Consider the following 26,383-nt stretch of genomic DNA (forward strand, 5'->3'; position numbering starts at 1 on the left):
ATGTTCAATGGCAAAAATAACAGGAGCAGAAGCTTTTCCCTAATACAATTTCGTCATTGTGCGATAAAAAAGCCACACCTTAGCGGAGTGGCTTTTTTATAATTAAATTCCAATGGCCTGCTATTTCAGGGCAATCTTAGTTAATGTTAATGCGTCACCAGTCACCACCAATCCTCCATTCGCCACAAGGTCGTCCACATCAGCTTGAGTCAGGGTGTACGCCAAACTTGTATCGCCTGGCCCAAAATCAAATTGAGCTGTCTCCGGAGTAGGTAAGTTACCCCATCCTTCACCATGTCTAAGAGATATACATGCCCAGTCTTTTCCCTCATTCACCGTAAAGGTGAAATAGAGAGTCTGTCCCGCTTTTACCGTTGACCAATCGAAAGCTCCATAAGCTAAGTCTTGGTTTCCTGCCCATCCTGCATTATCAAAAGAACCTTCCCAAATTGCTTTTGGTGCAGAATAATCCTTCACCCAGGAAATAGACGAAACAATCATACCATCACCCTGCAGGATGATCGAATACCCCCAATCACTGTAGGGGAACATCGACAAGGGAAGATCGATGTAATCGGCAGCAGCCACATCGGCAGCATGACCGTCATCTGAGCCATCGTATTCAAGTTCCCAGTGACCATTAAACGCCTTAAACTGGGGCGCATCGTTGGTTTTGGTGTATCTGATACGCACCACGGCATCTTCCGGTGCACCCGAGAAATCTACATTCAACTCATAGTTGGTACCCCAGGCTGTCAAATCAACTGGAGTATTGTACAGAATGGTTTCTACTTCTCCGGCTGCAACAACACTAATCGTATAATCCACGTTGGTTTCGTCAGACACCAAGGTGATTACATTATCCCCTACATTGACACCCACAGCCACGTAAAGCACGGTTCCTACAAGCAAATATGGGGTCTCGACACCATTGAGCAACACATTGGTCAGACTCTCTCCATTAACAACAGAGCATTCCAGTAAATTCCCTATCGTGGTGGATTCCTCAGCAAATTCAGAAATCGCAGCAAAGGTATAGGCATTGATTACAATACTTCCGGCTGCAACGGTCTCCCCGTTGTCCATAACCAAAGTCACGTCACCGGTTTCGGCTGCTAGTGGCACAGTAACCAGGAAGCCGCTTCCACCAGCTGTGGCCACTGCTTCAAGGTCGCCAAAGAGCACAGTTTTCACCCTGTTTCCAAGGGTTGAAACAACATCGAGCTCATCAAGCGGCGTAGCATCGGCAGGAAACTCGGCCACCGGCTTCAGCGTCTCAAAACCATCCACAGTGACGGTGGCACCATTGGCCAGCATCAAGGTGATAAGACCACTTTGTGCAGCTTCCGTTACGGTCAGATTAATCTTTCCATCCTGAGTAGCCGATACCTCGGTTTCCTCTCCATTGGTAAAGGCAGCCTTAGTCACCAAATCAAGATCGCTTCCGCTCAAGACCAGCACCTCACCCACTCCGTAAGCCTCCTTCATCTCCTCAATAACAGCGCTTGGCTTTACAAAAGCAAGATCACCTAAAGCTACTTCCAGACCGGAATAGGCAACCAGACTGGCGGCACCATCTTTGGCTGTTGCCGGGACCTCCAAAGTCAATGATTTGGCATCCTCGGCCACCTCAAATTCCACCACCTCTGCATCGACAAAACGAACACTGGCCACCAGGTCCAGATCGGCACCGGAAATGCTCATAGTATTACCCGCTTTCGGGGTCTCAGGACTGTGTTCCGCAAAAGAGGGAAGCGTAACCGCCAGTTCCTCTTCACTGTAAACCCAGACAGGAATTTCCTCGCCATCAGAAAGCAAATCCGCCCCATCAGAAACAATGACCTTCCCGGATTGCGCAGTGATCGGCACTTTAACTTCAATCTTAGCACGTGTTTGCGACTCAAAATCAGCTTTCAGCACGTGAATCCCGTCGGCAAAAATCACTTCTTCCACGGTGTTCAGATAGTCGCCTTCAATTGTCAATACAGCACCCGCCTTAATGGCAAGAGGGGTCATACCCGAAATAGAAATGGGTTCAGAAAACCCAATAGGTGTTTTGGTTGTGATTTTCCCTTCCGGGGTATTCAGAACAATCACACCCGGCTGGGCCGTTTGTGGAATAATAATCCGTATTTCATACGCTCCAACTTTGGTGATTTCTGTAATGCCCTCGGCACCCGGCAAATCTATGCTGGTCACCTTGTCCAGGTTGGTTCCAATGAAGCGGAGCTCTCCCCCACGCATGGCGGGAGAGGGACCAAAGACATTCAAAGCAATGTCGCCTGCTTTAATCTGGTTGGTATCCAAGTCCTCCCCTTCATCACAAGAGGAAAGAGTGACACCAAACACCAGAAGACACATCAGCAGCAATGCCGACCAACTATATGTTTTCTTCTTCATAATTCGATATTTTTTTTAGTCAATTACTCAGCAGGAACTACACGAATGTTGTCGATGCAAATCTGAGGCGAACATGCCCGACCTTCCACACCACCATGGTAAACAAAGAAGGTCAATCCACCAAAATTACCGGGACCTGCAGCACCAATCTCTTTACCCGTATGATCGTATTTAAAGTCCTTAAGCGGAACCACGACGGTCATCCAGCCATCGGTAGTAAAGGGACTTTCATTTTTCCATGGCGACCACAATCCACGCGGAACACTTGTATCGGCAATGTAACTGTTGGTTCCGCTGGTTTCCCAGGGGGTAAAGATCATTTGCAACGCATTGGACGACCAGCCGTCAAGCACATTCACCTCAAACTTCAGCAGAGCGGTAGATGGGTCGATGTCGAACAAATCTCCTTCGGGTCGCCCATTGGCAGAACCCCACAAATTAAAGGAAAAACCATCCTCGTTCCAATCGCTCAGGTCACCAGGGATAGCACCTGAGAAATAAACATACTTACCCGATATGCCTTCCACAGGATCATCCGTACGCAAATTACCGGCACGCCAGCCACCGTCGGCATTCAGATTGTCCCAATCGAGAATCATCCCCCGATCGTCACGAAACTGAAACTTGGAGCGACTGGTTCCATAAATGGTGCTTACATTAATGTAGCCTTTCTCGGCGCCTTCAGGCACAATAAAACGTACGGCATTTTTCTCCACACTGAGAATATTCTCGGCAGGCACCGGCAAGTTCCCAGCCATGGTAATCGATAAGGGACTGTTGGGGTCATCAATGAAATAATCCCCCCTCAGCACCACTTCCTGTCCGTCATGGGCGTATTCGTTAGAAATACTATTCACTGCAGGAGCAGGCACTAAAACCGAGAAATCAAAATCAACGGTATCCTTTCCGGTGGTCACCATATAGATTTTGTTGGTCACCACTTCCGGAATGGTTTTGGGCACATTGACAAACAAAGTATTGGCAGTAATAAAACTGTTGTTCAGAATGGCTTTCTGATCGTTGAAATAAATCTCCTTAATGCTGGTCAGGTTTTTTCCAACCAGAACAACCGTATTCCCCATATAGGCGGCTGTGATCAGTGAATCCGCAGATTCAGGAGCCGGCAGACGAACATACAGTACCTCGGGGACCCCACCTGTGCTCTCATAGGCATCAGGGTATTCCTCGCACGAATGAAAGGCAGTTCCCATTAGAGCCATCGCCACAATCAGCAGCAAACGACCCAGATGATTGCTATTATATCGCTTCATAAAAATCATTTTAAACATTAACAACACGACCCATTAATAACTGAATTGAGAGATGTCCACTTCAACGGCCTCTTCCAACAAATGCTTGTTCATTGTCAGGTCCGTATCGGGGAAGGGCAGCTTAAAGTGAGAATCGTTGATATTGGGCTTGGGCACCTCGTTGTAATAGGTGGTCGAAGGATCCAATGTTCCCGTCTCATAAAAGGCCTTCAATCCGTTGTAAGTACCTCGGGCCTGATCGCGCAGCTCATTGATGGCCTTATTGGGGTTGAAGTAGTGCAGACGCACATAATCGTACCAACGATCGCCCTCTGTGGCCAATTCCAAACGACGCTCCTTCCAAATAAGGTCGAAGGTCAGCGAAGTCACCACATCCGAAGTATTCAGAAACTCGTCATAAGGCTTTCCAAAAGCACGCGCCCGTACGCGGTTGAATACTTCCAGGGCTTTGGCATCGCTGCTGGAACCTTGATTGCCCAAAACAGCTTCGGCATAAATCAAATAAACATCAGACAGTCGAATCAAATGCGTACTCAATCCGGTTGCCATATTGGCCATACCATAGCCCAGACCAAGTACGTGGTCGTTGTTGTTGCCGACCAGGTGCTTCACCTGGTTGGCTCCGGTTCCGCTCTGCACTTCCCCCAAAACATTTAAGTTGTAATCGGCCCAGTCGAAACCACCCTTATCGGCCCAGAAGTACTCGTACTTATCGCCATACATCATCATGGTGGCCTTACGTCGGGTATCCCGATTCACCCGGTCCAGACTCAGAGCGTCTTCACCAAAGGCATTCTGGAGGTCAACGGAGGGACCGGCATAACCGCCCCAAGTGTCGCCAAACTCGGAGAATCCGGTTAAGGCCAAATCGGACTGCAAGGTGTTTTGCTGGGTCCAGGGATCCCGATCGCCACGCCAATGCCAGGCCAGAAGGCTTTCTGAAGAAAAGTTGTTTTGCAAGCGGAAGATGTCTGAAAACACGGGAACCAATTCCCGACCACTTTCATCAATCACCTTCAAAGCATAAGCCGCTGCCTTATCCAGGTCGTCCTGGTTGCGACTGCCGTCCATGCCGTAACCACTCTTGGTCAGATAAACCTTCGACATTAAGGCATAGGCCGAATAACGGTCAATGCGACCGGGCGCATTCTTTTCGGGCAACCACTCAATGGCCTTATCGAGGGTCATGAGGATGTAATCGTAAATATTGGGAATCGTGGCCTTGTACTTTTCGTTGTAATTACCAGCGGCAATTTCCGCAGAATTATTGTGCACAATGGGCACCTCTCCAAAAATACGAACCAGGTAGAAATAGGCCATCGCCTTCCAAACAAGGGCTTCACCCTTAACGGTTTTTTTGGTCGTTTCGCTTACTTCGGGGCCCGACTTAAGATCAATGTTTTCCAAAATGCCATTGCAATAAGCATTCACCGACCACAAAGAGGCCGACATATTTACCAGATCTTCGTCGCTCGAATTAATGGTGAAGGTCATATAGGGCGACCCACCCCAGTAATAGTTGCCTGCCAGGACCTCTCCAACTTTGAAAAAGCCACGCTGAAAGTCGTACCAGGGCGAATTGTAGAGGGGATTTACCGCCTGAAAGCACTGCTCATCAGTCTGGTAAAAATTATCCACATTGTAATTGTCTTCCGTAGGGCGATCGAGAAAGTCCTCGCAAGAACTCAAGCCTACCAGTACCCCCAGAGACAATGCCAGATATTTTAATATTCTGTTATTCATCTGTTTGTGTTTTTTTGTTTAGAAAGACAAATTCAAGCCCACAGTGTAAACCTGGGGTGCCGGATAACGACCGTTATCGAGGCCATACACATTGTTACTCAAGGTGCTTACGCCCACCTCCGGGTCGTAGCCCGAATACTCGGTAAAAGTGTACAGGTTTTGCAGGTTTACATAGATCCGAACATTATCTACCTGATAGCGTCGGGTCAAGTGCCCGGGCAAGGTATAACCAAGCGTAATGTTCTTGATCCTTAAATAAGAACCGTCCTCCACGTAACGATCGCTGATGCGGTCGTTGTCGTTGGGGTCGTTGGCAATAGCCCGGGGCACCTTTGTACCTGGATTGGCCACCCGAATATTGCTGATGTCTTCATTCCAGGCATACACCTCAGTGACTCCGTCAATGGCCAGACGGGGATAAGCAATTTGATCATCCACAGGCACCAGCTGCGCACGATCGTTAACCACCGCCAGCTGATTGTCCCATATACTCTTCATATTGGAAAGTTGCATGGCCGTATAATTGAAAATCTTATTGCCGTAGGATCCATTCAGAAACAAAGTTAAATCAAAGTTTTTGTAACGGAAGGTATTGGTTACCCCAAAAGTAAATTTGGGCATGGGCGAACCAATGTTGGTGCGATCGTACTCATCAATCACTCCGTCAGGTTTACCATCCGGACCACTTAAATCAGCAAACTTCAAGTCACCCACCCAAACCGTATTGTAGCGGTCAAAAGTTTGGCCGTCCTCAGGATACTTGGCAGATTTTGGAGAATTTTGCAAATCAGCTAAATCCTTATACACGCCAACTACCTTATAACCATAAAAGTTATACAAAGATTCACCTACATTGGTAATTGTAACAACATCACTCCACTGACCATAGCCTTCAATATGAGCACTGGCAGTTCCATCCAAAGCCTCCAGGGTGTTCTTATTGGCCGACCATTGAATGTCGGTATCCCATTCAAAGGCACCCACCATGTTTCGGGTATTCAAGGAAATCTCTATCCCCTTGTTGTTGATGGTACCATAGTTTCCTTTGGGTGGTGCAAGTGCAGAGGACTGGTTGCCCCGTGTTCCCATATAAGAGGGCAACTGCAAATCCATCAACATATCCTCAGAGGTTTTATCATACAAATCAACAACCAGGGTTATTCTATCACGCAATAAACCTAAATCCAAACCAAGGTTAATCTGTTCCTGAGTTTCCCATTTGATATAGGGGTTGGCAATGTTGCTTTGGCGGTAACCCATACCCAGGCCCGAAGGCATGCGACTGATGGCAGCGCCCCAGGCATAGCCGCCAATGTTGGAGTTACCGGTCTGTCCCCAGCCAAAACGCAACTTACCATTACTTACGATATGGTCCAGCCCCTGAAAAAAGTCCTCCTCGGTAAATCGCCAGGAACCGGCAAAGGCATGAAAATTAGCCCACCTGTTCTTGGGTCCAAAGTTGGAAGAACCATCCCGACGGAAGGTATAGGTAAGGCCGTAACGACTGTCAAAATTGTAGGTTAAACGACCAAAAAAGGAAGCCATGGCAGAACTGCCAAAACCAGAGCTGATTTTATTCTCGCTGGCCAATACCGGATTACGCACCTCGTTGCCGGGCAAACCAATACCAATCACACGTTGATTCTCCCATTTTGATTCCCAGGCCTCCTGACCCACCATTACGGAGTAGGAGTGCTGATTGTAGGAATCTGCATAGGTCAGATAGTTTTTAAACTGCATAAAACTGCTGTTGTTCCTCTGGATGGAACTCTCGTTGATGTCTCTGGACCAGTTGCCATAGGCAACTTCCGGCAGAAAGACCTCCCCACGTGTGCCTCCGATATCAAAACCCAGTTCGGTGTGCCAGGTGAGTTGCTCAATGGGTGTAAGGTCCAAATAAATATTGCCATTTAGTTTAGAACGCTCCAGCAAGAGGTCTTCATCATGCGCCTTGGCGATGGGGTTGATGCGACTGTAACCTTCCCTCACCTCACTGGCATAATTTCCTTCAAGGTCATAAATAGGAATATCCGGAGGGGTCAAAAGAGAAAAGGTAATGATGCCCTCGGTTCCTTCAGCCAGACCCAGTTTCTCATCGGTCATTGAATAAGCCGTATTGACACCCAGCTTCATCCAGGGCTTCAAGTCGGCATCAAAGTTGGCCCGGAAAGAATAACGCTTAAACTCAGAACCAACGATGGTTCCGTCCTGGTCCATGTAGGAGCCCGAAACAAAATAGCGAACGGCATCGGTACCTCCACGTGCAGAAACCTGATGCTGTTGCATGGGTGCAAACTGAAAAATAGCATCCTGCCAGTTGGTTCCAACACCCAAGAGAGAAGGATCCTGAAACTCAGCACGCTCATCTCTTGTACTGAAGTCCATCGCCACGGTATTGCTGTACTCAGCAAATTCGCGCAAATTCATCATTTCCAAACGGGTGGCCTGGCGCTGCATACCGTACATCCCGTCGTAGGAAAACTTGGCTTCACCACTGCGGCCTTTTTTGGTAGTAATCAATACCACCCCGTTAGCACCCTGCGCACCATAAATAGCGGTTGCAGAGGCGTCCTTAAGAATTTCCATCGATTCGATATCGGCAGGGTTCAAAGAGGAAATGGGAGAGACCGAAGAAACGGAACCATTACCCAGTCGATCACCCAGACCCAAAGAAGCACCGCTGGCGCTGCTGCCTTGCAAAATAACGCCATCGACCACATAAAGCGGCTCGGCATTGGCATTGATGGTACTTTGTCCACGTACCCTAATGGATACCGAACCACCGGGGGCACCGGAAGTAGCCATAGAAGTTACACCGGCTGCACGCCCCTGCAGGGCCTGGTCGATGTTGGTAATTACCGAACCTTTAATTTTGTCCTCACCTACAGAAATAGAAGCACCCGAAAGGTCGCTCCTCTTCATGGTTCCATAACCAACAACCACCACCTCATCCAGCCGCAAGTCGGAAGTCTGCATCATTACATTGATTACAGAACGACCGCCCACCTCAATAATCTGGTTTTCAAAACCGATAAAACTGAACACCAGGGTTTCAGCATCCTGTGGGATACTAATGTTGTAATTGCCGTCGATATCGGTAACCACACCGATGGCGGTACCTTCTACCACAACGGCAACTCCGGGAAGGGGTGAACTGCTGCCGTCAGTCACCGTACCTGTGACTGTCTTTGTCTGCCCAAAGGCCAGTAAATGGCCAAACAGGAGCATCAATAAAGACAACGAACGCAGATTTTTTGTCATAGTTAATAATTTAATTGAATAATGGTTTCACATTGGGCTAATCAAAAAACTGTTAATTTATGTTACAAACATAGGGTATAGTTTGCACTCTATCTAATACAATTCGATCCAAATTTTATAGTATTCTATAAATGCCGCCAATCATTAAAAACACCCCCTTCTTTGCCCCGACAACCTATAGAAGAACTTCACATTCAATTTTCGTTAGTGTAACAAATACACTTTATAGATGATATAAAATTAAGCTTACTTGACTCAGCAGGCTAATACATTTTTATCATTTTTACATATTATTACATCTTTATAAAAAAACCGATCCCGCCAAAAGGGTAATTTAGCACCCAGCAAAAGCAAGCAAACTGGAAACTGGGATGGGGCTGGTATCTGGCGGCGCCCCTGCTGGGCCTCCTTGCTCTGGCCGCCGGTAAGGGCGTGAACGACACCCTGGCCGCACCACCCCGTTCGGCCCTCGACATATTAAAAGAGCGCTACGCCAAAGGCGAAATCGACCGTGCCGAATTTGAAGAAAAGAAAAACGACCTGCTTTCGATTTAATGTCGTCTAAAACACATTTTTTGTCCCGTTAAAGTTCATGCGAAACTCGCTGGGCGTGCATTTTTGCTTCTTCTTAAAAGTGCGGTTAAAATTGGAAATATTGTTGAACCCACATTCGTAACAAATTTCCGAAACACTCTTATTGCTTTCAATCAACAGCCGCGTGGCATAACCCAGGCGCATCTCATTCACAAATTCGATAAAAGATTTGCCCGTTCGCTGCTTAATGAGGCGACTGAAAGAGACCACCGACATATTCAGCAAACCAGCCGCCTCTTCCAGCAAAATTTTTTTACTGAAATTGGCCCGCACATAGTTGTAAATCTTCTCGATGCGCTCACTGTTGTGAAAATCGTTGCTGTGCTGGAACGATAAATTCGTGAGCAAACGCTGACCGCGCGAAGTAGCCAGGTCGTACAACAGCGATTGAAACTCAATAAAGGAGTCAAAGCCCCGTTTCTGACTCAGCGAAGTCAAACGCCCCTCTATTTGCCGGGCCGTTTCCTTAGAGAACGAAAGGCCGCGCTGGGCATTATTCAACAAATCCCTGATGGGTTTCAGCATATTTTTAGCAATCAGCGACTCCCCAAAAATATCTCGCGGAAATTGAATGGTAATTTCATGCAGCAAAACCTTACCCGTATTTCTGAAGTTTTTCCAACCGTGGTAAAGGTTGGGGCCCACCATCACCAACTCATAATCATCAATCTCCTCAATCGAGTCGCCCACCACCCGGCGCGCCCCCCGCGCATTGGCAATAAAATTAATTTCGTACTCGGGGTGAAAATGAATGGGATAAGTAAAAAGGGAGCGTTGACGATCAAACACCAAAAAGCAATCGTCCTCTTTCAGCGGGGTAATCTCCCGGTGAATCGAATCCCGAACCGGCGTCATCACAACATCTTGCATAGCACAACAGATTAAAAGGCAACAAATTTTAACAAAAATACATAAAATCAGATACAATAATACTACCACCCCTTAAAAAAAAATCATCCAAACAAATCGCAATAAATCGCACAGAACAGCAAACTCAGACCACAACTACAATAATAAACACACATTAATCCTCCAAAACAGCCTTAATAAAAGTGAAAAACGACATTATTCTACCATCGTGTACAAACGGCCCCACCAACAACATTTTCACTAAAAGCTTTTGCAGTAGTGAAAAAGCAGCTATTTTTGCAGTCGCTAAAAAAGTAGGTTGTATTAATTGAAATTTATTTAACATGCCCGTAAAAATTAACAAGACACGGACGCAAAAGGTATGCTTACTACCACATTGTGGTAGCTGACAGCAGGGCGCCACGAGATGGCAGGTACATTGAAAGGATTGGTTCTTACAATCCCAACACGAATCCTGCTACCATTGACCTTAATGTTGATAAAGCCTTAACATGGCTTGGCCAGGGCGCCCAACCTACCGACACTGCCCGTGCAATTTTGAGCTACAAAGGTGTTATGATGAAGAAGCACCTGCTCGAAGGCGTAAAAAAAGGAGCTTTTGACGAAGCCGAAGCAGAGCGTCGTTTCAACAAGTGGATGGAGGAAAAAGAAGCCAAGATCCAGGAGAAGAAAGACCAGCTGGCGGGACAAAAAGCAATGAGCAAAAAAGAGCGTTTGGAACAAGAAGCAAAAATCAACGCCGAAAGAGCCGAGAAAATTGCCAAGAAAAACGCTGAGCTGGCTGCCGAAGCCGAAGCTGCCAATGCTGAAGCCACTGAAGAGGCTCCAGAAGAAGCCGCTGAAGAAGGTGCAGCAGAAGAACCGCAGGCTGAATAGCAAGGCCCAGTCATTCTTCATAAAATTTAAAAACCCGTCTGGCCAACAGACGGGTTCTTTTATACATTTATGCCGCTATGATCGACAAAGACCTACAAATACATTTGGGCCAGGTGGCCAAACCACACGGCGTGGACGGGGAAGTGCTCATTCGCATGCTTGCGCAATGGGAAAATTATGAGCCTGCTCCTGATTTTATTTTTCTGGAGCTCCATGGGGGACTGGTCCCCTTTGAAGTAAAGGCCTTGCGCTACCGACACAGCAACGATCTGCTGGTGCTGCTCAACCGCATCAACGGTCAGGAACAGGCCAGGCAACTGCAAGGCACTGCCGTTTATATCGCACCGGAAGATTTGGGCGAAGCACCTCAGGAAGAAAAACGCTCCCTGAATCTCCTCACCGGCTTTCAGGTAAGCGAGCAGCAGCGCGGCAGTCTGGGTGAAATTCAAGCAGTGATCGAGATTCAAAACAACCCCCTGATAGAGCTGCTCATCAACGAAAAAGAGGTGCTCATTCCCCTGCAGGAAGACTTCATTGTCCACATCGACTGGAAAAAACGCGAACTCACCATGCAGCTCCCTGAGGGACTCATAGAGCTGTACCTGGAATAAGTCGCCCCTTCTCCATGCGGTCAAAAGCCCTGCGCCAGTCGTCCGGAATAAGCATCCCCGACTGGCTGGCCTGGTCGTAGCCCGCCATCACCGAATCACAGGTCGCCGTGGGTTCCGCATCCCCCTCCTTCACCAGCCACTGGAGCATGCGCAGACTCTTCCCGCCCAGGTGATACACTCGCGTGAGCACCCGCACCTGATCATCGGGCAGGGTTTGCTTAAAAAAATCGGTTTTAATGGAAACGATCAGCACCACCTTATCGTTCTTCCACAGCTCCCCGCCAAAAGCCTCCCGCAGGTAGTGCACCCGGCCAATATCAAAATACTCCTGAATAATGGTATTGTTCACGTGCTCAAAACCATCCACATCGTTAAAGCGAATTTGAATGGGCGTAGCGTGATAGAACTCTTCCAGAGCCATAAGTAAAAATTTATACCGCTACACCAAAATCGCGCAGCGCGTCGTTCAACGAAGTTTTTAAATCGGTAGAAGCCTTCCGCTGTCCTATAATCAGCGCCGCAGGCACCTGGTAGGCACCAGCCGGAAACTGCTTGGTATAACTGCCCGGAATCACCACCGAACGTGGCGGCACAAAACCTTTGTACTCCACAGGATCGCTCCCGCTCACATCAATGATCTTGGTGGAACCGGTAAGCACCACATTGGCACCCAAAACGGCCTCCTTACCAATGCGGCAACCCTCTACCACAATGCAACGCGACCCAATAAAGGCCCCGTCCTCCACAATGACCGATGCCGCCTGCAGGGGTTCCAGCACCCCACCCAGACCAACACCACCACTCAGGTGTACGTGCTTGCCCACCTGAGCGCAACTGCCTACCGTGGCCCAGGTATCCACCATCGTGCCCTCATCCACATAGGCGCCAATGTTCAAATAGGAGGGCATCATCACCACTCCGCGAGCCACATAGGCACCATAACGTGCTACAGCATGAGGCACCACGCGTACGCCCAATTCCTTATAATTCCGTTTCAAGGCCATTTTATCGTGAAACTCAAAGGGACCCAATTCAATCGTTTCCATTTTTTGCATGGGAAAATACAGGATCACCGCCTTCGATCGCCCTTCATGATCTTCTGCGGCACCTCGCCACCCAGACAGGCAGAAGTAACAATCAATCCCTCGTGGTACTGCTCCAACAGCTGCTTATCGATGCGCGGCCGATAAAAAAAGCCCTCCACCGAAGCAATGGAAGTCAGCTTAAGCAGATTGCGGTAACCCGTACGGTTCTTCGCCAGCAGAATCAGGTGGCGACCGCTGCGGTCGAGGTTCTTATCGCTTTTATCGGCAATGCTTCGTTCGGCCACGTAGGCCTCCACCCCCATAATGGGCTTCACCCCCTTTTTGCGACACAGGTCAAAAAATTCCTTAATCCCCAGCATATTGCCGTGGTCGGTCAGCGCCACCGCCGTCATGCCATCGGCCGCCTTATTCACCAGGGCAGCCACACTGGCCTGCCCATCAATAATGGAATATTGAGAGTGTACGTGTAAGTGGGTAAACGGAATGTTTGCCATAATAAGGAAGTGCTAAAAAATAAGCAATGGGTGAAAAACAAAAATAAGAAATACTCCAGAGCCGGAACAATTCTACACGACAAAAGGTTGCCCTAGTTATCAACAGCACCTAAAAGTCACCCGGTTAAAATCCTACAAGGAAGTGACCGAATTGTACTTGTCGAAGGCGCGACTTCCCTCTATTTTGCAACTGTCTTTACTCCCCCAAAACCCAAAATCCAAACTCTTAATAACCAAGCAATTAAAAAAATCAGGAATGAAAAAAATATTAAGCATCGTGGCGCTTGTCCTCCTTTTTGCAGGCGCAACACAGGCACAAAAGTTTGAGGGACTGCTTACTGCTCCCCCTATGGGCTGGAACAGCTGGAACAAATTTCAATGCGACATCAACGAAGATATGATACGCGAGATGGCCGACGCCATGGTGGCCACCGGTCTCCGCGATGCCGGTTACCAATACATCGTGATCGACGACTGCTGGCATGGAGAGCGCGACAGTCTCGGTTTTATCCAAGCCCATCCGGAGCGCTTTCCCTCCGGCATGAAAGCCCTGGCCGACTATGTGCATGCCCAGGGACTGAAAATCGGGATTTACTCCGATGCCGGCAATACCACCTGCGCCGGCTACCCCGGCAGCAGGGGCTACGAGTACCAGGACGCCCTGACCTACGCCTCGTGGGGCATCGACTATTTGAAGTACGACTGGTGCGACACCGAAGGCCTGAGTGGGGTGGGCGCCTATACCACCATGAGCGAAGCCCTGAAAGCCGCCGGTCGCCCCATCGTATTCAGTCTGTGCGACTGGGGCCAAAACGAACCGTGGACCTGGGCCAAAGAAGTAGGCCATCTTTGGCGCACCACCGGCGACATCTACAACTGCTGGGACTGTGAGCACAGTCACGGCGACTGGTCGTCTTGGGGCATCTTAAAAATACTGGACATGCACCGCGAGTTCGAAATCCGCGAGTACCAGGGACCCGGTCACTTCAACGACCCCGACATGCTGCAGGTAGGCAACGGCATGAGCGTGAACGAAGACCGTGCCCACTTTGCCATTTGGGCCATGCTGTCGGCCCCGCTGATGGCCGGCAACGACATCCGCAACATGTCGCCCGAAACCCACGCCATCCTCACCAACGGCGAAGTCATTGCCGTTAATCAGGATCCCCTGGCCATTCAGGGCTTCCGCTACGCCGCAGAAGGCCAGCTGGAGACCTGGTTTAAGCCCCTGAGCGAGGGCCGTTGGGCCGTCATGTTCCTGAATCGGGGCGACGAGGATCTGCCCCTGAAGTTCGACTGGCAGGCCCACAAAGTGGTGGACGAAGTCTTTGACCGCGAGGCCGACTTTGCCACCCAGACTTACAACCTGCGCAACGTATGGACACACAAAGATGCCGGCAACACCAAAAAAGCACTGAAAGGCAGCGTACCCGCCCGCGACGTACTGATGTTTGTCCTCGATCCCAAATAACAAACTGCTATTACCCACCAATATGAACAGCAAGTATTTAAAATACAGCAGTCTGCTTGTGGCACTCACCGGCCTCCTGGCCTGTGGGTCGCCCCAGCCGGCAGAAACACCCACGGCAGCTGAAGTCCTCATGGACCAGCTCCGCAGTCTCCAGGGCAAAGCCCTGCTTTTTGGTCACCAGGACGACCTGGCCTACGGCATAGGCTGGCAGTATGAGGAAGGCCAATCGGACGTAAAACGCACCGCCGGCGACTACCCCGCCCTATTTGGCTGGGAGTTGGGGGGACTGGAACTGGGTCGCACCAGAAACCTCAACGGGGTGCCCTTCGACAAGATGCGCAGCTTTGCCCAATGGGTGCATGCCCAGGGCGGCGTCAACACCTTCAGCTGGCACCCCTACTCGCCCGTGGATACCAGCAAAAACGCCTGGGTGGTAGATGAGCGCGTGGTTGAACACCTCCTTCCGGGAGGCAGTCACCACAGCCACTTCCTGGCCCAGGTCGATCAGCTGGCCCACTTCTTTAAGAGTCTCACCACCCCCGAAGGCGGCACCCTACCCTTCATCTTTCGCCCCTGGCACGAAATGGACGGCGGCTGGTTTTGGTGGGGCGCCACCCTCACCGAGCCCGAAGAACTGCAGGCCCTGTTTCGCCTCACCATCGACCGCCTGCACGAGCAGGGCGTCGACAATTTTCTGGTGGCCTACTCGCCCGACCGCAACTTCAGCACCGAAGCCGAATACCTCAGCTGGTATCCGGGCGACGACTATGTGGACATCGTTGGGGTGGACAACTACTGGGATTTGAACCAGGGCGCCGAGGGCCTGTCCGCAGCCATCCATAAACTGGAAATAGCCGTGCAATATGCGCAGAAGACCGACAAAGTAGCGGCACTCACCGAGACGGGACTCGACCGCATAGAGCAGGCGGACTGGTACAGTGCCAATCTGGCCGGCGTGCTCGAAGCCTCGGAGCTTACCCGGCAAGCCGTGTACGTAATGGTGTGGCGCAACCACGACCTCAGTCACTTTTATGTGCCCCATCCCGAACATGAGGCGGCCGACGACTTCCGCCACTTTGTAGGCGGCGAGCGCTGCCTCCTGCTCAGCGACTGGCAGCAATTCAAAAACAAGAACTAAATATGCAAAACCAAACATTTGAACAGCGGCTCAAGCAGATCCGCACAGCCCATGAAAGTCTGCTCCAGCGCCCCAACCAGGTGCTCTTCAGCAGCAACGGCATTTACCAGCGCTGTGTTAATCCCGTAGTAACGCGCGACCACATTCCGCTGCACTGGCGCTACGACCTGAATCCACAACGCAATCCGCATTTGATGGAGCGCATCGGCTACAACGCCACCTTCAACGCCGGCGCCATAAAGTGGGGCGACAAGTACCTGCTGGCCGTAAGGGTCGAAGGCAACGACCGCAAATCCTTCTTCGCCATAGCTGAGAGTCCCAACGGCATCGACAACTTTCGCTTTTGGGACCGCCCCCTGACCCTGCCCGAGACCGACGAGCCCGACACCAACGTGTACGACATGCGTTTGACCAAACACGACGACGGCTGGGTGTACGGCGTATTCTGCACCGAGCGGAAAGACCCCAATGCCCCCGATGGCGACACCAGCAGCGCAGTAGCTGCTGCGGGCATCGCCCGCAGCAAGGACCTCATCACCTGGGAGCGCTTGCCCGACCTCGTTTCGACCGCCGGACAGCAGCGCAACGTCGTGCTCTTTCCCCACCTCGTCGACGGACAGTATGCCTTTTACACCCGTCCCCAGGACGGCTTCATCGACACCGGCAAAGGCGGCGGCATCGGCTTTGGCCTCTGCGCCAACATCGAAAAGCCCGAAGTCAAAGAAGAACTGATTGTGGACCCCAAGACCTACCACACCATTTACGAAGTAAAAAACGGTCTGGGTCCCGCCCCCATCCGCACCGACAAAGGCTGGCTGCAACTGGCCCACGGCGTGCGCAACACCGCTGCGGGACTGCGCTACACCCTCTACCTGTTTATGACCGACCTGGAAAAACCCTGGGTAGTCACCCACAAACCCGCCGGCCACTTTATTGCGCCGCAGGGCTGGGAGCGGGTCGGCGACGTGTCCAACGTGGTCTTCTCCAACGGGTGGATAGCCGACGACGACGGCCGCGTACTCATTTACTACGCCGCCTCCGACACCCGCATGCACGTAGCCCTGTCGAGCATCGATCAGCTGGTGGACTACTGCATCAACACCCCGCAGGACGAGCTGCGCAGCGCCGCCTCAGTGCAGCGCATCAACCGGCTGATCGACCAGAACAAAGCACAATAAACACGTTTCATTCACACCGATGGCAGCAGGGGCCCGAGCCCCTGCTGCCACCTTTCAGCATCAGGCGCCCATGAGCAGAAATACCAGCATCGTAGGAGAGGACTTGCTCCAGGCCTACAAAGACATCCTCCACTTTTGGCAGGAGCACAGCATCGACCACCAGCAAGGCGGTTTCTACGGTGAATTAGACCCCCGGGGCCAGCCCGTACCCGGAGCCGAAAAAGGCCTCGTACTCAACGCCCGCATCTTGTGGACCTTTGCCTCGGCCTACAACTTTTTAAAAGACCCCGCCTACCTGCAAAGCGCCCGGCGCGCCTACGACTACCTGTGGCAACACTTTTGGGACCGGGAGCACGGCGGCCTTTATTGGAGCGCAGATGCCCGGGGCCAGATGAAAAACGGCCGCAAGCAAATCTACGGCCAGGGCTTCGCCATTTACGGGCTGGCCGAATACTACCGCGCCAGTGGCGATCCCGAGAGTCTCCAACGCGCCATCCAACTCTTTGAACTGATAGAAAAGCACAGTTTTGACGCCACCCACGGCGGCTACCTCGAAGCCCGCGACCGCAACTGGCAACCGCTGGACGACCTGCGCCTGAGCGCCAAAGACGCCAACGAGCCCAAGTCGATGAACACCCACCTGCACATCATCGAACCCTACACCAATCTCTATCGCGTATGGCCCGATGCCCGTCTGGCACAGCAAATCGAAGGCCTGCTGCGCGTATTCATCGACCACATTACCGACCCCCAAAGCGGCCACTTCCACCTGTTTTTTGACCACGATTGGAGCGTACGCTCCAGCATGGTATCTTACGGACACGACATTGAAGGCGCCTGGCTGCTGAACGAAGCCGCCGAAATCCTTGGGAAGCCCGACCTCATCGGCCAGGTAAAAAACCTGAGTCTGCGCTTGGCCCAAGCCACCCTCAACGAAGCTTTGGCCCCCGACGGCTCACTGTATTACGAAAAAGAACTATCTTCGAATCACCTGGAAACCGACCGCCACTGGTGGGTACAAGCCGAAGCCATGGTAGGCTTTACCGACGCCTGGCAAAAAAGTGGAGACCCGCGCTACCTGCAGCAGGCCGAAGTACTTTGGGACTACATCCGCGAAAAGCTGATAGACACCCGCGACGGCGAATGGTTCCTGCGCATTGGTCCCGACGGAAAGCCCGTGCTTTCCGACCCCAAAGCCGGTTTCTGGAAATGCCCCTATCACAACACCCGCGCCCTCATGGAAATGTACCAACGCCTAAATAAAGCCTGAAAATGATGAAGCCCCAAAAAGTCAGTCTCAAAGAAAAAATCGGATACGGATTCGGCGACGCCGCCTCCTCCATGTTCTGGAAAATCTTCACCTTTTACCTCGCCATTTTTTACACCGACGTATTTGGCATACCCGCCGCAGCCACCGGCACCATGTTTTTGGTCACCCGCATTTGGGACACCGCCAACGACCCCCTTATGGGCATCATTGCCGACCGCACCAACACCCGCTGGGGCAAATTTCGCCCCTACCTGCTGTGGATAGCCGGACCCTTCGCCCTCTTAGGCGTACTCCTCTTCACCACCCCCCAGCTCGACCTGCAGGGCAAAATCGTTTACGCCTACATCACCTACACCCTTATGATGATGGCCTACACCGCCATTAACGTACCCTACGCCAGTCTGCTCGGTGTAATGACCGCCGACGGCAACGAGCGCACCAGCTTCGCCTCCTACCGCATGGTCTTCGCCTTTGGCGGCAGTCTGCTGGTCGTAGCACTGTTTCAGCCCATGGTCGATTTCTTTGCCGGCTCCGTAGCCCTGCCCACCGCCTACCAGCTCACCATGGTCGTCATCGGCAGTATCGCCGTAGGCTTTTTCCTGCTCACCTTTTCGTGGACCCGCGAGCGCATCACCCCACCCAAAGAGCAGAAAAACAACCTGAAAGAAGACCTCCGCAACCTGGCCAAAAACGGCCCCTGGTTCATCCTTCTGGGCGCCGGCGTAGCCACCCTCATCTTCAACTCCGTGCGCGACGGCGTAGCCATGTACTACTTTAAGTACTACATAGCCGACGACCACGTACGCGAATCGGCCATCCACTTCTCCAAAATGACCATCGCCTACAGCACCTTCTACCTGTTTTTAGGTCAGGCCACCAACATGATTGGCGTCATCATGGCCAAGCCCGTATCGGCCCTCCTCGGCAAGCGCCGCACCTTTATGTTCGCCATGTTTGCCGCCGCCGCCCTCAGCGTAGTATTCCAGCTCACCAGCAAAGGCGACCTCCTGCTCATTTACAGCCTGCAAGCCCTCATCAGCTTCTGCGCCGGCATCATCTTCCCCCTGCTGTGGTCGATGTACGCCGATGCCGCCGACTACTCCCAATGGACAACCGGACGCCGCGCCACCGGCCTCGTATTCTCCGCCAGCAGCATGACCCAAAAACTCGGCTGGACCCTCGGCGGCTCCCTCACTCTCTGGCTCCTGGCCATCTACGGCTTCGAAGCCAACGCCGCCCAAAGTCCCGAAACCCTTAAAGGCATCAAATACATGATGGGCCTTGTACCCGCCGCCGCTGCATTAATTTCAGGCTTATTCATGATTTTTTACAAGCTGAGCGACCAGAAAATGACCCAAATCATCGCCGACCTCGAAAGCCAACGCGCCGCCGAAAACAGCTGAACCCCACCAAAAGCCCTGGAGCCGGGACACTTGCAAGTCCCGGCTCACGTGGCCTCCCCACAAAAAACTACCCCCACTACAAAAAATAAGGTATTAAACCTTTTGTTCATTGTTAATTTTTGTCTAGTTTTGTGCCCGAATCGGAACAAGCCATTCCGATTTATAAAAATCACCTTTCCTTAAAAATCAGCGAAATCTAAAATCTAAAAAAAGGCCTCCTCACGGGGGCCTTTTTTTGTGGGGTGCGGTTTGATGGACGGAAATGGTTAATCGTCAAACTATTAAGGTGGTATAACAAAATAATTTTTAACTTAGTGGGGTGTTGATATGAAAAACGGCATTCGGAGATACAAAACAAAGGAATTGCTTTTCATGCTTTAACCACTCCAGCCAGACTCTAAAGTGTAACAAACTGAACAGAGTAATTTTCATCTAAATGATATCAAGTAAAGAAGCAAATACGGTTTATTTTTCTGAAAACAACGCCTTAAAGGCTGACTAATAACCAGCGGTTTAGGCTTAACTTAATGTACACGCTCCGCTCCACGCAACTTTTGCAACGGCGAACAGGTGAAGTCAGAGCTAAGTATGGGAATGAATTGAAACAATAAAGAAATGGACATAAGCGGAATCGTCTCTTTCTGAATTTTTTGGACAATGGGTTTATGGTATTGTTATGCCTCATGCCCCCTATACCAAAGACATTGATTACTAAAGATTACGGTAAAATGGTATAGTGTTGAATTAGTGCTTTTTATGAAATTGAATTTTTACCGTTAGTCAGAACTTTACACACAACGTAACAAATGAAAAAACACGACACGATTAAAGAAAAGAGAGGATCACCAGTAAAAACCTGTGGAATTAAACTCTGTATCAAGCATTATTGTATTGTCTTTTCAACCTTGGCGTTGTAGCTTTAGTACCAACGAACAAGACCACTATGAATGCTTACATTGAATTAGCCAAGCTGATGCTCCCAGAGGAGATCAGCAAATCGTTCAGTTTAGTGAAAGTCGAAGAGGAAAAGGTTGAGCAGGACAAACGTCTTCACCTCTATCTGGAAGAACTAAACATCCCTCCGGACCATGTTGATGTGCTTAAGCCAAATGGTTTTTATCCTGAATCCTTAATGGGAGATTTTCCTATACGAGACAGGCAGGCAGTGCTTCACTTACGCCGACGGCGATGGCTTGATGCTCGAGGCCAGAGCGTTTCACGAGATTGGAGCCTGATATGTAAGGGCACCCGCTACTCCAATGAGTTTGCGGCTTTTTTAAAAGAATTTGTTGGATAAACACCCCATAACAGGGCGATCTCTTGAGCGTTATTATCCTATACAGGGCGACCAATTTGAGCGGGCCTACAAAGAGCATTTAAGTGGTTTTTCTGAGTGGTCTGATGCTGAACATGCGCAATCATGGCTTCTATTTCCTGAGAATATGGGAGCCTCTCTCAGTATCGATGAAACATCACTTTCCAGAGGAGAGCTCTACACGATAATATCAAACAAGAGTGCTCGCGGGCGCAAAGGCACCATCGTTGCTATTGTTAAAGGAACGAAGATAAACGATGTTGTTAAAGTAGTAAAGACACTCCCGTTTGAAACGCGCCTGCTGGTTAAAGAGGTCACAATGGACTTTTCTGACAGCATGCATGCCATTGTAGAAAAGTGCTTTCCGGATGCCATAATAACGCTGGATCGCTTTCATGTTCAGCAGTTATGTAATGAGGCTATGCAGGAGACCAGGCTGCAAATAAAGCGTGAGGCGCGCAAAATGGAAATTGAGAATCGAGAGCAGCACAAAATGAAGTTGCATCGGAGAATGGTCAGCAGAAAGAAAAATAAGGTTAGTAACCGTGGCAGGAAACCTAATCGCAAGAATGAAGCCTATAAACCCGAATACCTTGAAAATGGAGACACCTTATGTGAATTGGTTACACGCAGCAGATACCTTCTTATGACCTCTGCCGACAACTGGACCGAGACTCAAAAGCTAAGAGCTGAGCTTCTATTTAAGTACTTTCCAAAACTGAGAACCGCCTATAGCCTGACACACTCCTTACGCATGATCTTTTCCAACAAGATGGCAACAAAGGAGTCGGCGGCAGAGGCACTAAAGAAGTGGTATAACAAAGTGACTGATTTTGAAAATGACGCATTCAATACGGTTTCAGCAACAATCTATCAAAGAGAAAAGGAGATCTTGAACTACTTTGTTAACCGGTCAACCAATGCATCAGCAGAATCCCTTAATGCGAAAATCAAACACTTTAGGACCCAACTTAGAGGAGTCATTGATGTTAACTTCTTTCTCTACAGGTTAACTCTAATTTATGCATGAGCTAAACACATGTTTTTGCGGGTGATCCGCTAAATATGGTCAAATCATACTACCGGACCTAATAAAACCAGTAACCCGATATAAAAACTAAGGTACGTTTATTTAGCACACAAAACAAAGAAGCCCTCTGACAATCAGAGAGCTTCTAAAAGGTACCCGGGATCGGAATCGAACCGATACGGCCGCAATGGCCACAGGATTTTAAGTCCTGCGTGTCTACCTATTCCACCACCCGGGCAGACCATTTCTTATATATCAAAAAACGAGATTCTCTTTCTGAGGATCTCGTTTACTGGAGCGGAAAACGAGACTCGAACTCGCGACCCCAACCTTGGCAAGGTTGTGCTCTACCAACTGAGCTATTTCCGCATTTCAAAACTTTATTCTCGTTTCAGCCCTGCTGGCTGCATTGCTGTTTCGAATACGGGTGCAAATATATATCGTTTTTTTAAATCTCCAAATACTGAACTCAAAAAAATTTTCATTCCAACCCTTAAAAAACAGGCCCTGCAGATGTAGATCCACACAAAAAATTCAGACAGAGAGCAATAGCTAGAGTCCCGCAATCTTCTTTATTTCATGTAATCTGTTTAAGGCTTCCATTGGAGTCAGATTGTTTATATCCAATCCTGCTATAGCATCCCTGATTTGCCTCAAGACAGGATCATCCAACTGGAAAAAACTAAGCTGATAACCTTCCCTATGCTGAGCAATTTCGCCTACAGGTTTTGAAAGTCTGCCCTTCCTGTTGGAGCCCTCAAGTTCCAACAGAATCTCATCTGCGCGCTTGACTACGCTTTTGGGCATACCAGCCATACGAGCCACATGAATACCAAAACTGTGATTACTGCCTCCTTCAACAAGCTTGCGCATAAAGATCACCTTATTGTCAACTTCTCTTACTGAGACATTGAAATTCTTGCAACGCTTGAAACTCTTAGCCATCTCATTAAGCTCATGATAGTGGGTGGCAAACAAAGTCTTTGCCCTTGCATTTGGATTTTCATGAATATACTCCACTATGCTCCATGCAATTGAAATACCGTCGTAGGTGCTGGTTCCTCGTCCAAGTTCATCAAACAGCACCAGACTGCGGTCTGACAGGTTGTTCAAAATACTTGCAGCTTCATTCATCTCAACCATAAAAGTTGACTCACCCTGAGATATATTATCTGAAGCTCCTACCCTTGTGAATATCTTATCTACTATCCCAATTCTGGCACTGTCGGCAGGGACAAAACTGCCAATCTGTGCCAACAGCACTATAAGTGCTGTCTGCCGCAGCAGGGCACTCTTACCTGCCATATTGGGACCGGTTATAATTATAATCTGTTGCTTGTCATTATTTAAATACAGATCATTGGGGATGTATGACTCTCCAACTGGCATCCTTGTCTCTATCACCGGATGGCGGCCGGCCTTTATATCTAGCACATCACTGTCATCAACAACAGGTCTTACGTAACGATTCTCTTCTGCAAGGACAGCATAACCAAGCAGACAGTCTAGCTGAGCCAGAAGCATTGAGTTACGTTGAATAACCGGTATATACTGTGAAACCTCAAGTAGCAACTGGTTGTAGAGTTCCCCTTCTATTGATAGTATTTTTTCCTCTGCACCAAGAATCTTACTCTCGTAAACTTTTAGTTCTTCAGTTATATAACGCTCGGCATTTACAAGAGTCTGCTTCCTTATCCAGTCAGATGGAACCTTGTCCTTGTGTGTATTCCTTACCTCTATAAAATACCCAAATACATTGTTGAAACCAACCTTTAGCGAAGGGATGCATGTGCGTTCGCTCTCCCTCTTCTGAAGGTTCTCCAAATAATCTTTGCCTGAAAAAAGGATGTCGCGCAACTCGTCTAGCTCTGCTGATACTCCCGGACGAACGACCCCTCCTTTGGAAAGCATCACCGGGGGATCCGGCTCTATCTCCCTTTCAATCTTCTCACGAATGCTGCGGCATTCGTCAAGTTGCTCACCCATTCGTCTCAACACTTCATTATCTGCAGACATTGTCAGTTCCCTGATAGGCCCAATATTATACAGAGCATGACGCAACTGCATCATCTCACGTGGGGATATCCTGCCTGTTGCAATCTTTGACACTAGGCGTTCCAGATCTCCTACCGGATACAGAAGCCTGCGAAGTTCATCCTTAAGTTCAGGAGACCTGAAGAAATGCTCCACTACCGCATGCCTGTCAGTTACTGCCTGCACATCTTTGAGCGGCAATGCCACCCAGCGCTTCAGCATCCTGCTACCCATCGGGGTTATGGTGCGGTCAATTACATCGATTAGTGAGTAACCTCCCTCGCTAACTGAGCGGAACAGTTCAAGATTACGAACAGTAAACTTATCAAGCCAAACGTACTTGTCTTCCTCAATCCTGGATAGTCTGTTGATGTGCGATATCTGATGGTGCTGAGTCAGTTCGAGGTACTGCAGAATGGCTCCCGAAGCCGTTATTCCCAGTTTCATATCTTCGACACCAAATCCTTTGAGCGAACTTGTCTCGAAGTGCTTCAACAGCTTATCCCTAGACGAATCAAAAGCAAAGGCCCAGTCATCCAGAGGGTAACTATAATAACGGGTACCAAACTTTTCCTGGAAGTCACGCTTCTTACCCTTTTCAAACAGCACCTCTTTGGGTTTGAATCCAGCAAGCAGCTTATCGATATAATCGAATGCTCCTTCAGCAGTCAAAAACTCTCCGGTAGAAATATCAAGCAGGGCAAGACCGCAGGCTTTTGTGTCTAAATGCACTGCAGCCAGGAAGTTGTTTTCAGCCCGGTCAAGTATATTATCATTAATTGAAATGCCAGGGGTCACCAGTTCGGTAACTCCACGCTTTACTATGGTCTTGGTCAACTTGGGATCCTCAAGCTGATCGCAAACAGCAACTCTCTCTCCTGCCCGTACCAGCTTGGGAAGATAGGTATCAAGTGCATGGTGGGGGAATCCGGCCAGTTCTACCGAACTGGCAGCTCCATTAGCACGCCTGGTTAATGTTATTCCAAGGATTCCTGATACCTTAATAGCATCTTCAGCAAAAGTCTCATAGAAGTCTCCAACCCTGAAAAGCAGTATAGCATCTGGATATTTCTTCTTTATTCCCAGATACTGCTTCATAAGAGGGGTTTCAACTATATCGCTTCTTGATGCCATATAATTTCGTTCGTTTGGTTTCAAAGATAATTTAGATGAGCTCTAAATATAACAAGAATTTCCCGAGTTTCGCCTTTCATAAACCCAGCGCTGCGCCATGTATTGCACGATCCCTCTGATTTCCCTTACATTAATGGCAGAATTTATCAGTAAATAATTTGAAAAATAATATCGGCTTTGTAATTTAGTGCCAAACTAAAAATACAATTCATCATGAAAGAATTTGTCAAATACCTGGGGGTTTTTGTAGTATTGATCGGTGTTGTTTTGCTGGCTGTATATACCTTCCAAAGACAGACTGAAAACACCCTCTTACTTGCATCAATTATCGCAGTTATTTCGGGAGTCCTGGCTCACATCGTCCTTAACAAGGTTATAGACTAGGTCTCACCCCAATATTTCTATAGGCATACAAGGGTGTCCCAGTCTCAGGATACCCTTTTTGCTTATCTTACCCTAAAGCTCCAGATCTGCCTCACTTTCAAAGACCCCGGTACCAAATAGCGCATAATCATAATATACAGGGTCATCGGGACGCAGCAGCCTGAGTTGCTGCGTAAGTTCCTCAACAGCCTTCCAGTCGTCCTGTTTTCTTTCTAATAATCCGAGCTGACGACCAATCCTGCCTACATGTACATCCAGAGGTATCATAAGGTCAGCAGTCCTAATTCCCTTCCATAACCCAAAATCAACAATGCCGTCATTCCTCACCATCCACCTCAGGTACATATTAAGCCTTTTTGCGGATGATCCCTTTGTCACATTTGCAAAATGCTTTCCTGTCCTCTCAAGCGGCTCGTATTGCATAAATATCTGCCTGAATCTGTCAAGCGCAGCATAAACCGATCCACCATCCCGGTAACCATCTGTAATTACCTTCTCCAAGCCTCCATTGTTGAGGTAAATCTCTCGTAATGCACTGACGAAATACTGACAGTCTGCCCCATTGAATGTTCTGTACACAAAGCCTGACAAACGGCTAAACTCCCTATCATCCGCATTCAACACAAAATCATGTGGAGACATATGCATCCATTCCATAAGTATCCTGGCCTTCTGAAGAATCATCGACCTCCTGCCCCAGGCAATCGTTGAAACAAGAAAACCACTGATTTCTATATCTTCCTTTTTTGTGAAAAGATGGGGAATTGAAATGGGGTCTTTTTCAATAAACCACCTGCCATTATACTGCTCAGCCTTCCTTTCAAGGAAGTCCCTTACTCTATCGCTGATCAAGGCAATAA

At 49.2% G+C, this 26,383-nt stretch carries 20 protein-coding genes, 2 tRNA genes and 1 pseudogene; 11 read left to right on the top strand and 12 right to left on the bottom strand.

Annotation, left to right across the window (positions count from 1 at the left end; genetic code table 11):
- Nucleotides 1-120 precede the first annotated feature (120 nt).
- The 4 genes from M9189_RS11195 to M9189_RS11210 all read right to left on the bottom strand — a co-directional run bounded on the left by M9189_RS11195 (nt 121) and on the right by M9189_RS11210 (nt 8,675).
- Entirely contained in the window at nt 121-2,097 is a 1,977-nt protein-coding gene (locus tag M9189_RS11195; RefSeq protein ID WP_250723292.1) for a hypothetical protein, read from the bottom strand.
- A gap of 326 nt (nt 2,098-2,423) precedes the next feature.
- Nucleotides 2,424-3,671: a glycan-binding surface protein gene (locus tag M9189_RS11200; protein WP_250723293.1), complete on the bottom strand. Its 1,248-nt coding sequence runs from the start codon at nt 3,669-3,671 to the stop codon at nt 2,424-2,426.
- Nucleotides 3,672-3,704: 33 nt separating this feature from the next.
- Complete coding sequence (locus M9189_RS11205) at nt 3,705-5,414, bottom strand: RagB/SusD family nutrient uptake outer membrane protein (RefSeq protein ID WP_250723294.1); 1,710 nt, start codon at nt 5,412-5,414, stop codon at nt 3,705-3,707.
- A gap of 18 nt (nt 5,415-5,432) precedes the next feature.
- Entirely contained in the window at nt 5,433-8,675 is a 3,243-nt protein-coding gene (locus tag M9189_RS11210; protein WP_250723295.1) for a SusC/RagA family TonB-linked outer membrane protein, read from the bottom strand.
- A 432-nt stretch (nt 8,676-9,107) separates the two neighbouring features.
- On the opposite strand from M9189_RS11210, the gene M9189_RS11215 reads away from it, so the two are divergent.
- Nucleotides 9,108-9,230 (top strand): SHOCT domain-containing protein, encoded by a 123-nt coding sequence (locus M9189_RS11215; RefSeq protein WP_250723298.1) that lies wholly within the window; start codon nt 9,108-9,110, stop codon nt 9,228-9,230.
- A 6-nt stretch (nt 9,231-9,236) separates the two neighbouring features.
- On the opposite strand, the gene M9189_RS11220 is transcribed toward M9189_RS11215, so the two are convergent.
- A complete protein-coding gene (locus M9189_RS11220; RefSeq protein WP_250723300.1) occupies nt 9,237-10,139 on the bottom strand; it encodes an AraC family transcriptional regulator in 903 nt (300 codons plus the stop codon).
- Nucleotides 10,140-10,484: 345 nt separating this feature from the next.
- Here M9189_RS11220 and M9189_RS11225 point away from each other — a divergent pair.
- Nucleotides 10,485-11,015: pseudogene (locus M9189_RS11225) on the top strand (30S ribosomal protein S16); the annotation flags it as partial.
- 77 nt (nt 11,016-11,092) lie between these two features.
- On the top strand, nt 11,093-11,626 hold the full coding sequence (gene rimM, locus M9189_RS11230; protein ID WP_250723301.1) for a ribosome maturation factor RimM: 534 nt from the start codon (nt 11,093-11,095) through the stop codon (nt 11,624-11,626).
- Here the strand turns inward: rimM and M9189_RS11235 are convergent.
- Genes M9189_RS11235 through M9189_RS11245 form a run of 3 tightly spaced genes read right to left on the bottom strand, consistent with a single transcriptional unit; the run spans nt 11,604 to nt 13,166 of the window.
- Nucleotides 11,604-12,047 (bottom strand): acyl-CoA thioesterase, encoded by a 444-nt coding sequence (locus M9189_RS11235; protein WP_250723303.1) that lies wholly within the window; start codon nt 12,045-12,047, stop codon nt 11,604-11,606. The two genes, rimM and M9189_RS11235, sit on opposite strands and share 23 nt — an antisense overlap.
- A gap of 10 nt (nt 12,048-12,057) precedes the next feature.
- Nucleotides 12,058-12,672, bottom strand: a complete 615-nt coding sequence (locus tag M9189_RS11240; RefSeq protein ID WP_250723305.1) for a 2,3,4,5-tetrahydropyridine-2,6-dicarboxylate N-succinyltransferase — start codon at nt 12,670-12,672, stop codon at nt 12,058-12,060.
- Between the two features lie 23 nt (nt 12,673-12,695).
- Nucleotides 12,696-13,166: a PHP domain-containing protein gene (locus M9189_RS11245; protein WP_250723307.1), complete on the bottom strand. Its 471-nt coding sequence runs from the start codon at nt 13,164-13,166 to the stop codon at nt 12,696-12,698.
- A gap of 256 nt (nt 13,167-13,422) precedes the next feature.
- On the opposite strand from M9189_RS11245, the gene M9189_RS11250 reads away from it, so the two are divergent.
- From M9189_RS11250 to M9189_RS11280, 7 genes are all read left to right on the top strand, one after another.
- Complete coding sequence (locus M9189_RS11250; RefSeq protein WP_250723308.1) at nt 13,423-14,637, top strand: glycoside hydrolase family 27 protein; 1,215 nt, start codon at nt 13,423-13,425, stop codon at nt 14,635-14,637.
- Between the two features lie 22 nt (nt 14,638-14,659).
- Nucleotides 14,660-15,775 (top strand): glycoside hydrolase family 26 protein, encoded by a 1,116-nt coding sequence (locus M9189_RS11255; protein ID WP_250723310.1) that lies wholly within the window; start codon nt 14,660-14,662, stop codon nt 15,773-15,775.
- A 2-nt stretch (nt 15,776-15,777) separates the two neighbouring features.
- The gene (locus M9189_RS11260) at nt 15,778-16,953 is read left to right on the top strand and encodes a glycoside hydrolase family 130 protein (RefSeq protein ID WP_250723312.1); all 1,176 of its coding nucleotides are present in this window, start codon (nt 15,778-15,780) and stop codon (nt 16,951-16,953) included.
- 70 nt (nt 16,954-17,023) lie between these two features.
- Complete coding sequence (locus M9189_RS11265; protein WP_250723313.1) at nt 17,024-18,223, top strand: AGE family epimerase/isomerase; 1,200 nt, start codon at nt 17,024-17,026, stop codon at nt 18,221-18,223.
- Between the two features lie 2 nt (nt 18,224-18,225).
- Nucleotides 18,226-19,626: an MFS transporter gene (locus tag M9189_RS11270; RefSeq protein WP_250723315.1), complete on the top strand. Its 1,401-nt coding sequence runs from the start codon at nt 18,226-18,228 to the stop codon at nt 19,624-19,626.
- A gap of 943 nt (nt 19,627-20,569) precedes the next feature.
- Nucleotides 20,570-20,923 (top strand): ISAon1 family transposase N-terminal region protein, encoded by a 354-nt coding sequence (locus M9189_RS11275; protein WP_088656172.1) that lies wholly within the window; start codon nt 20,570-20,572, stop codon nt 20,921-20,923.
- Nucleotides 20,916-21,971, top strand: a complete 1,056-nt coding sequence (locus M9189_RS11280) for a transposase (protein ID WP_250723317.1) — start codon at nt 20,916-20,918, stop codon at nt 21,969-21,971. Before M9189_RS11275 ends, M9189_RS11280 begins: the two co-directional genes overlap by 8 nt.
- A gap of 153 nt (nt 21,972-22,124) precedes the next feature.
- On the opposite strand, the gene M9189_RS11285 is transcribed toward M9189_RS11280, so the two are convergent.
- The 3 genes from M9189_RS11285 to mutS form a co-directional block, all read right to left on the bottom strand.
- Nucleotides 22,125-22,209, bottom strand: a tRNA-Leu gene (locus tag M9189_RS11285).
- A 55-nt stretch (nt 22,210-22,264) separates the two neighbouring features.
- Nucleotides 22,265-22,340: transfer RNA gene (locus M9189_RS11290), tRNA-Gly, on the bottom strand.
- A 183-nt stretch (nt 22,341-22,523) separates the two neighbouring features.
- Complete coding sequence (gene mutS, locus M9189_RS11295; RefSeq protein ID WP_250723319.1) at nt 22,524-25,139, bottom strand: DNA mismatch repair protein MutS; 2,616 nt, start codon at nt 25,137-25,139, stop codon at nt 22,524-22,526.
- A 213-nt stretch (nt 25,140-25,352) separates the two neighbouring features.
- Between mutS and M9189_RS11300 the strand changes: the two genes are divergently transcribed.
- Nucleotides 25,353-25,523: a hypothetical protein gene (locus M9189_RS11300; protein ID WP_250723321.1), complete on the top strand. Its 171-nt coding sequence runs from the start codon at nt 25,353-25,355 to the stop codon at nt 25,521-25,523.
- Nucleotides 25,524-25,595: 72 nt separating this feature from the next.
- On the opposite strand, the gene M9189_RS11305 is transcribed toward M9189_RS11300, so the two are convergent.
- A complete protein-coding gene (locus M9189_RS11305) occupies nt 25,596-26,375 on the bottom strand; it encodes a TIGR02757 family protein (RefSeq protein ID WP_250723322.1) in 780 nt (259 codons plus the stop codon).
- Nucleotides 26,376-26,383 lie beyond the last annotated feature (8 nt).

Source organism: Xiashengella succiniciproducens, from assembly GCF_023674465.1.
In the GTDB taxonomy this organism is placed as follows: Bacteria; Bacteroidota; Bacteroidia; order Bacteroidales; family Marinilabiliaceae; genus Geofilum; species Geofilum succiniciproducens.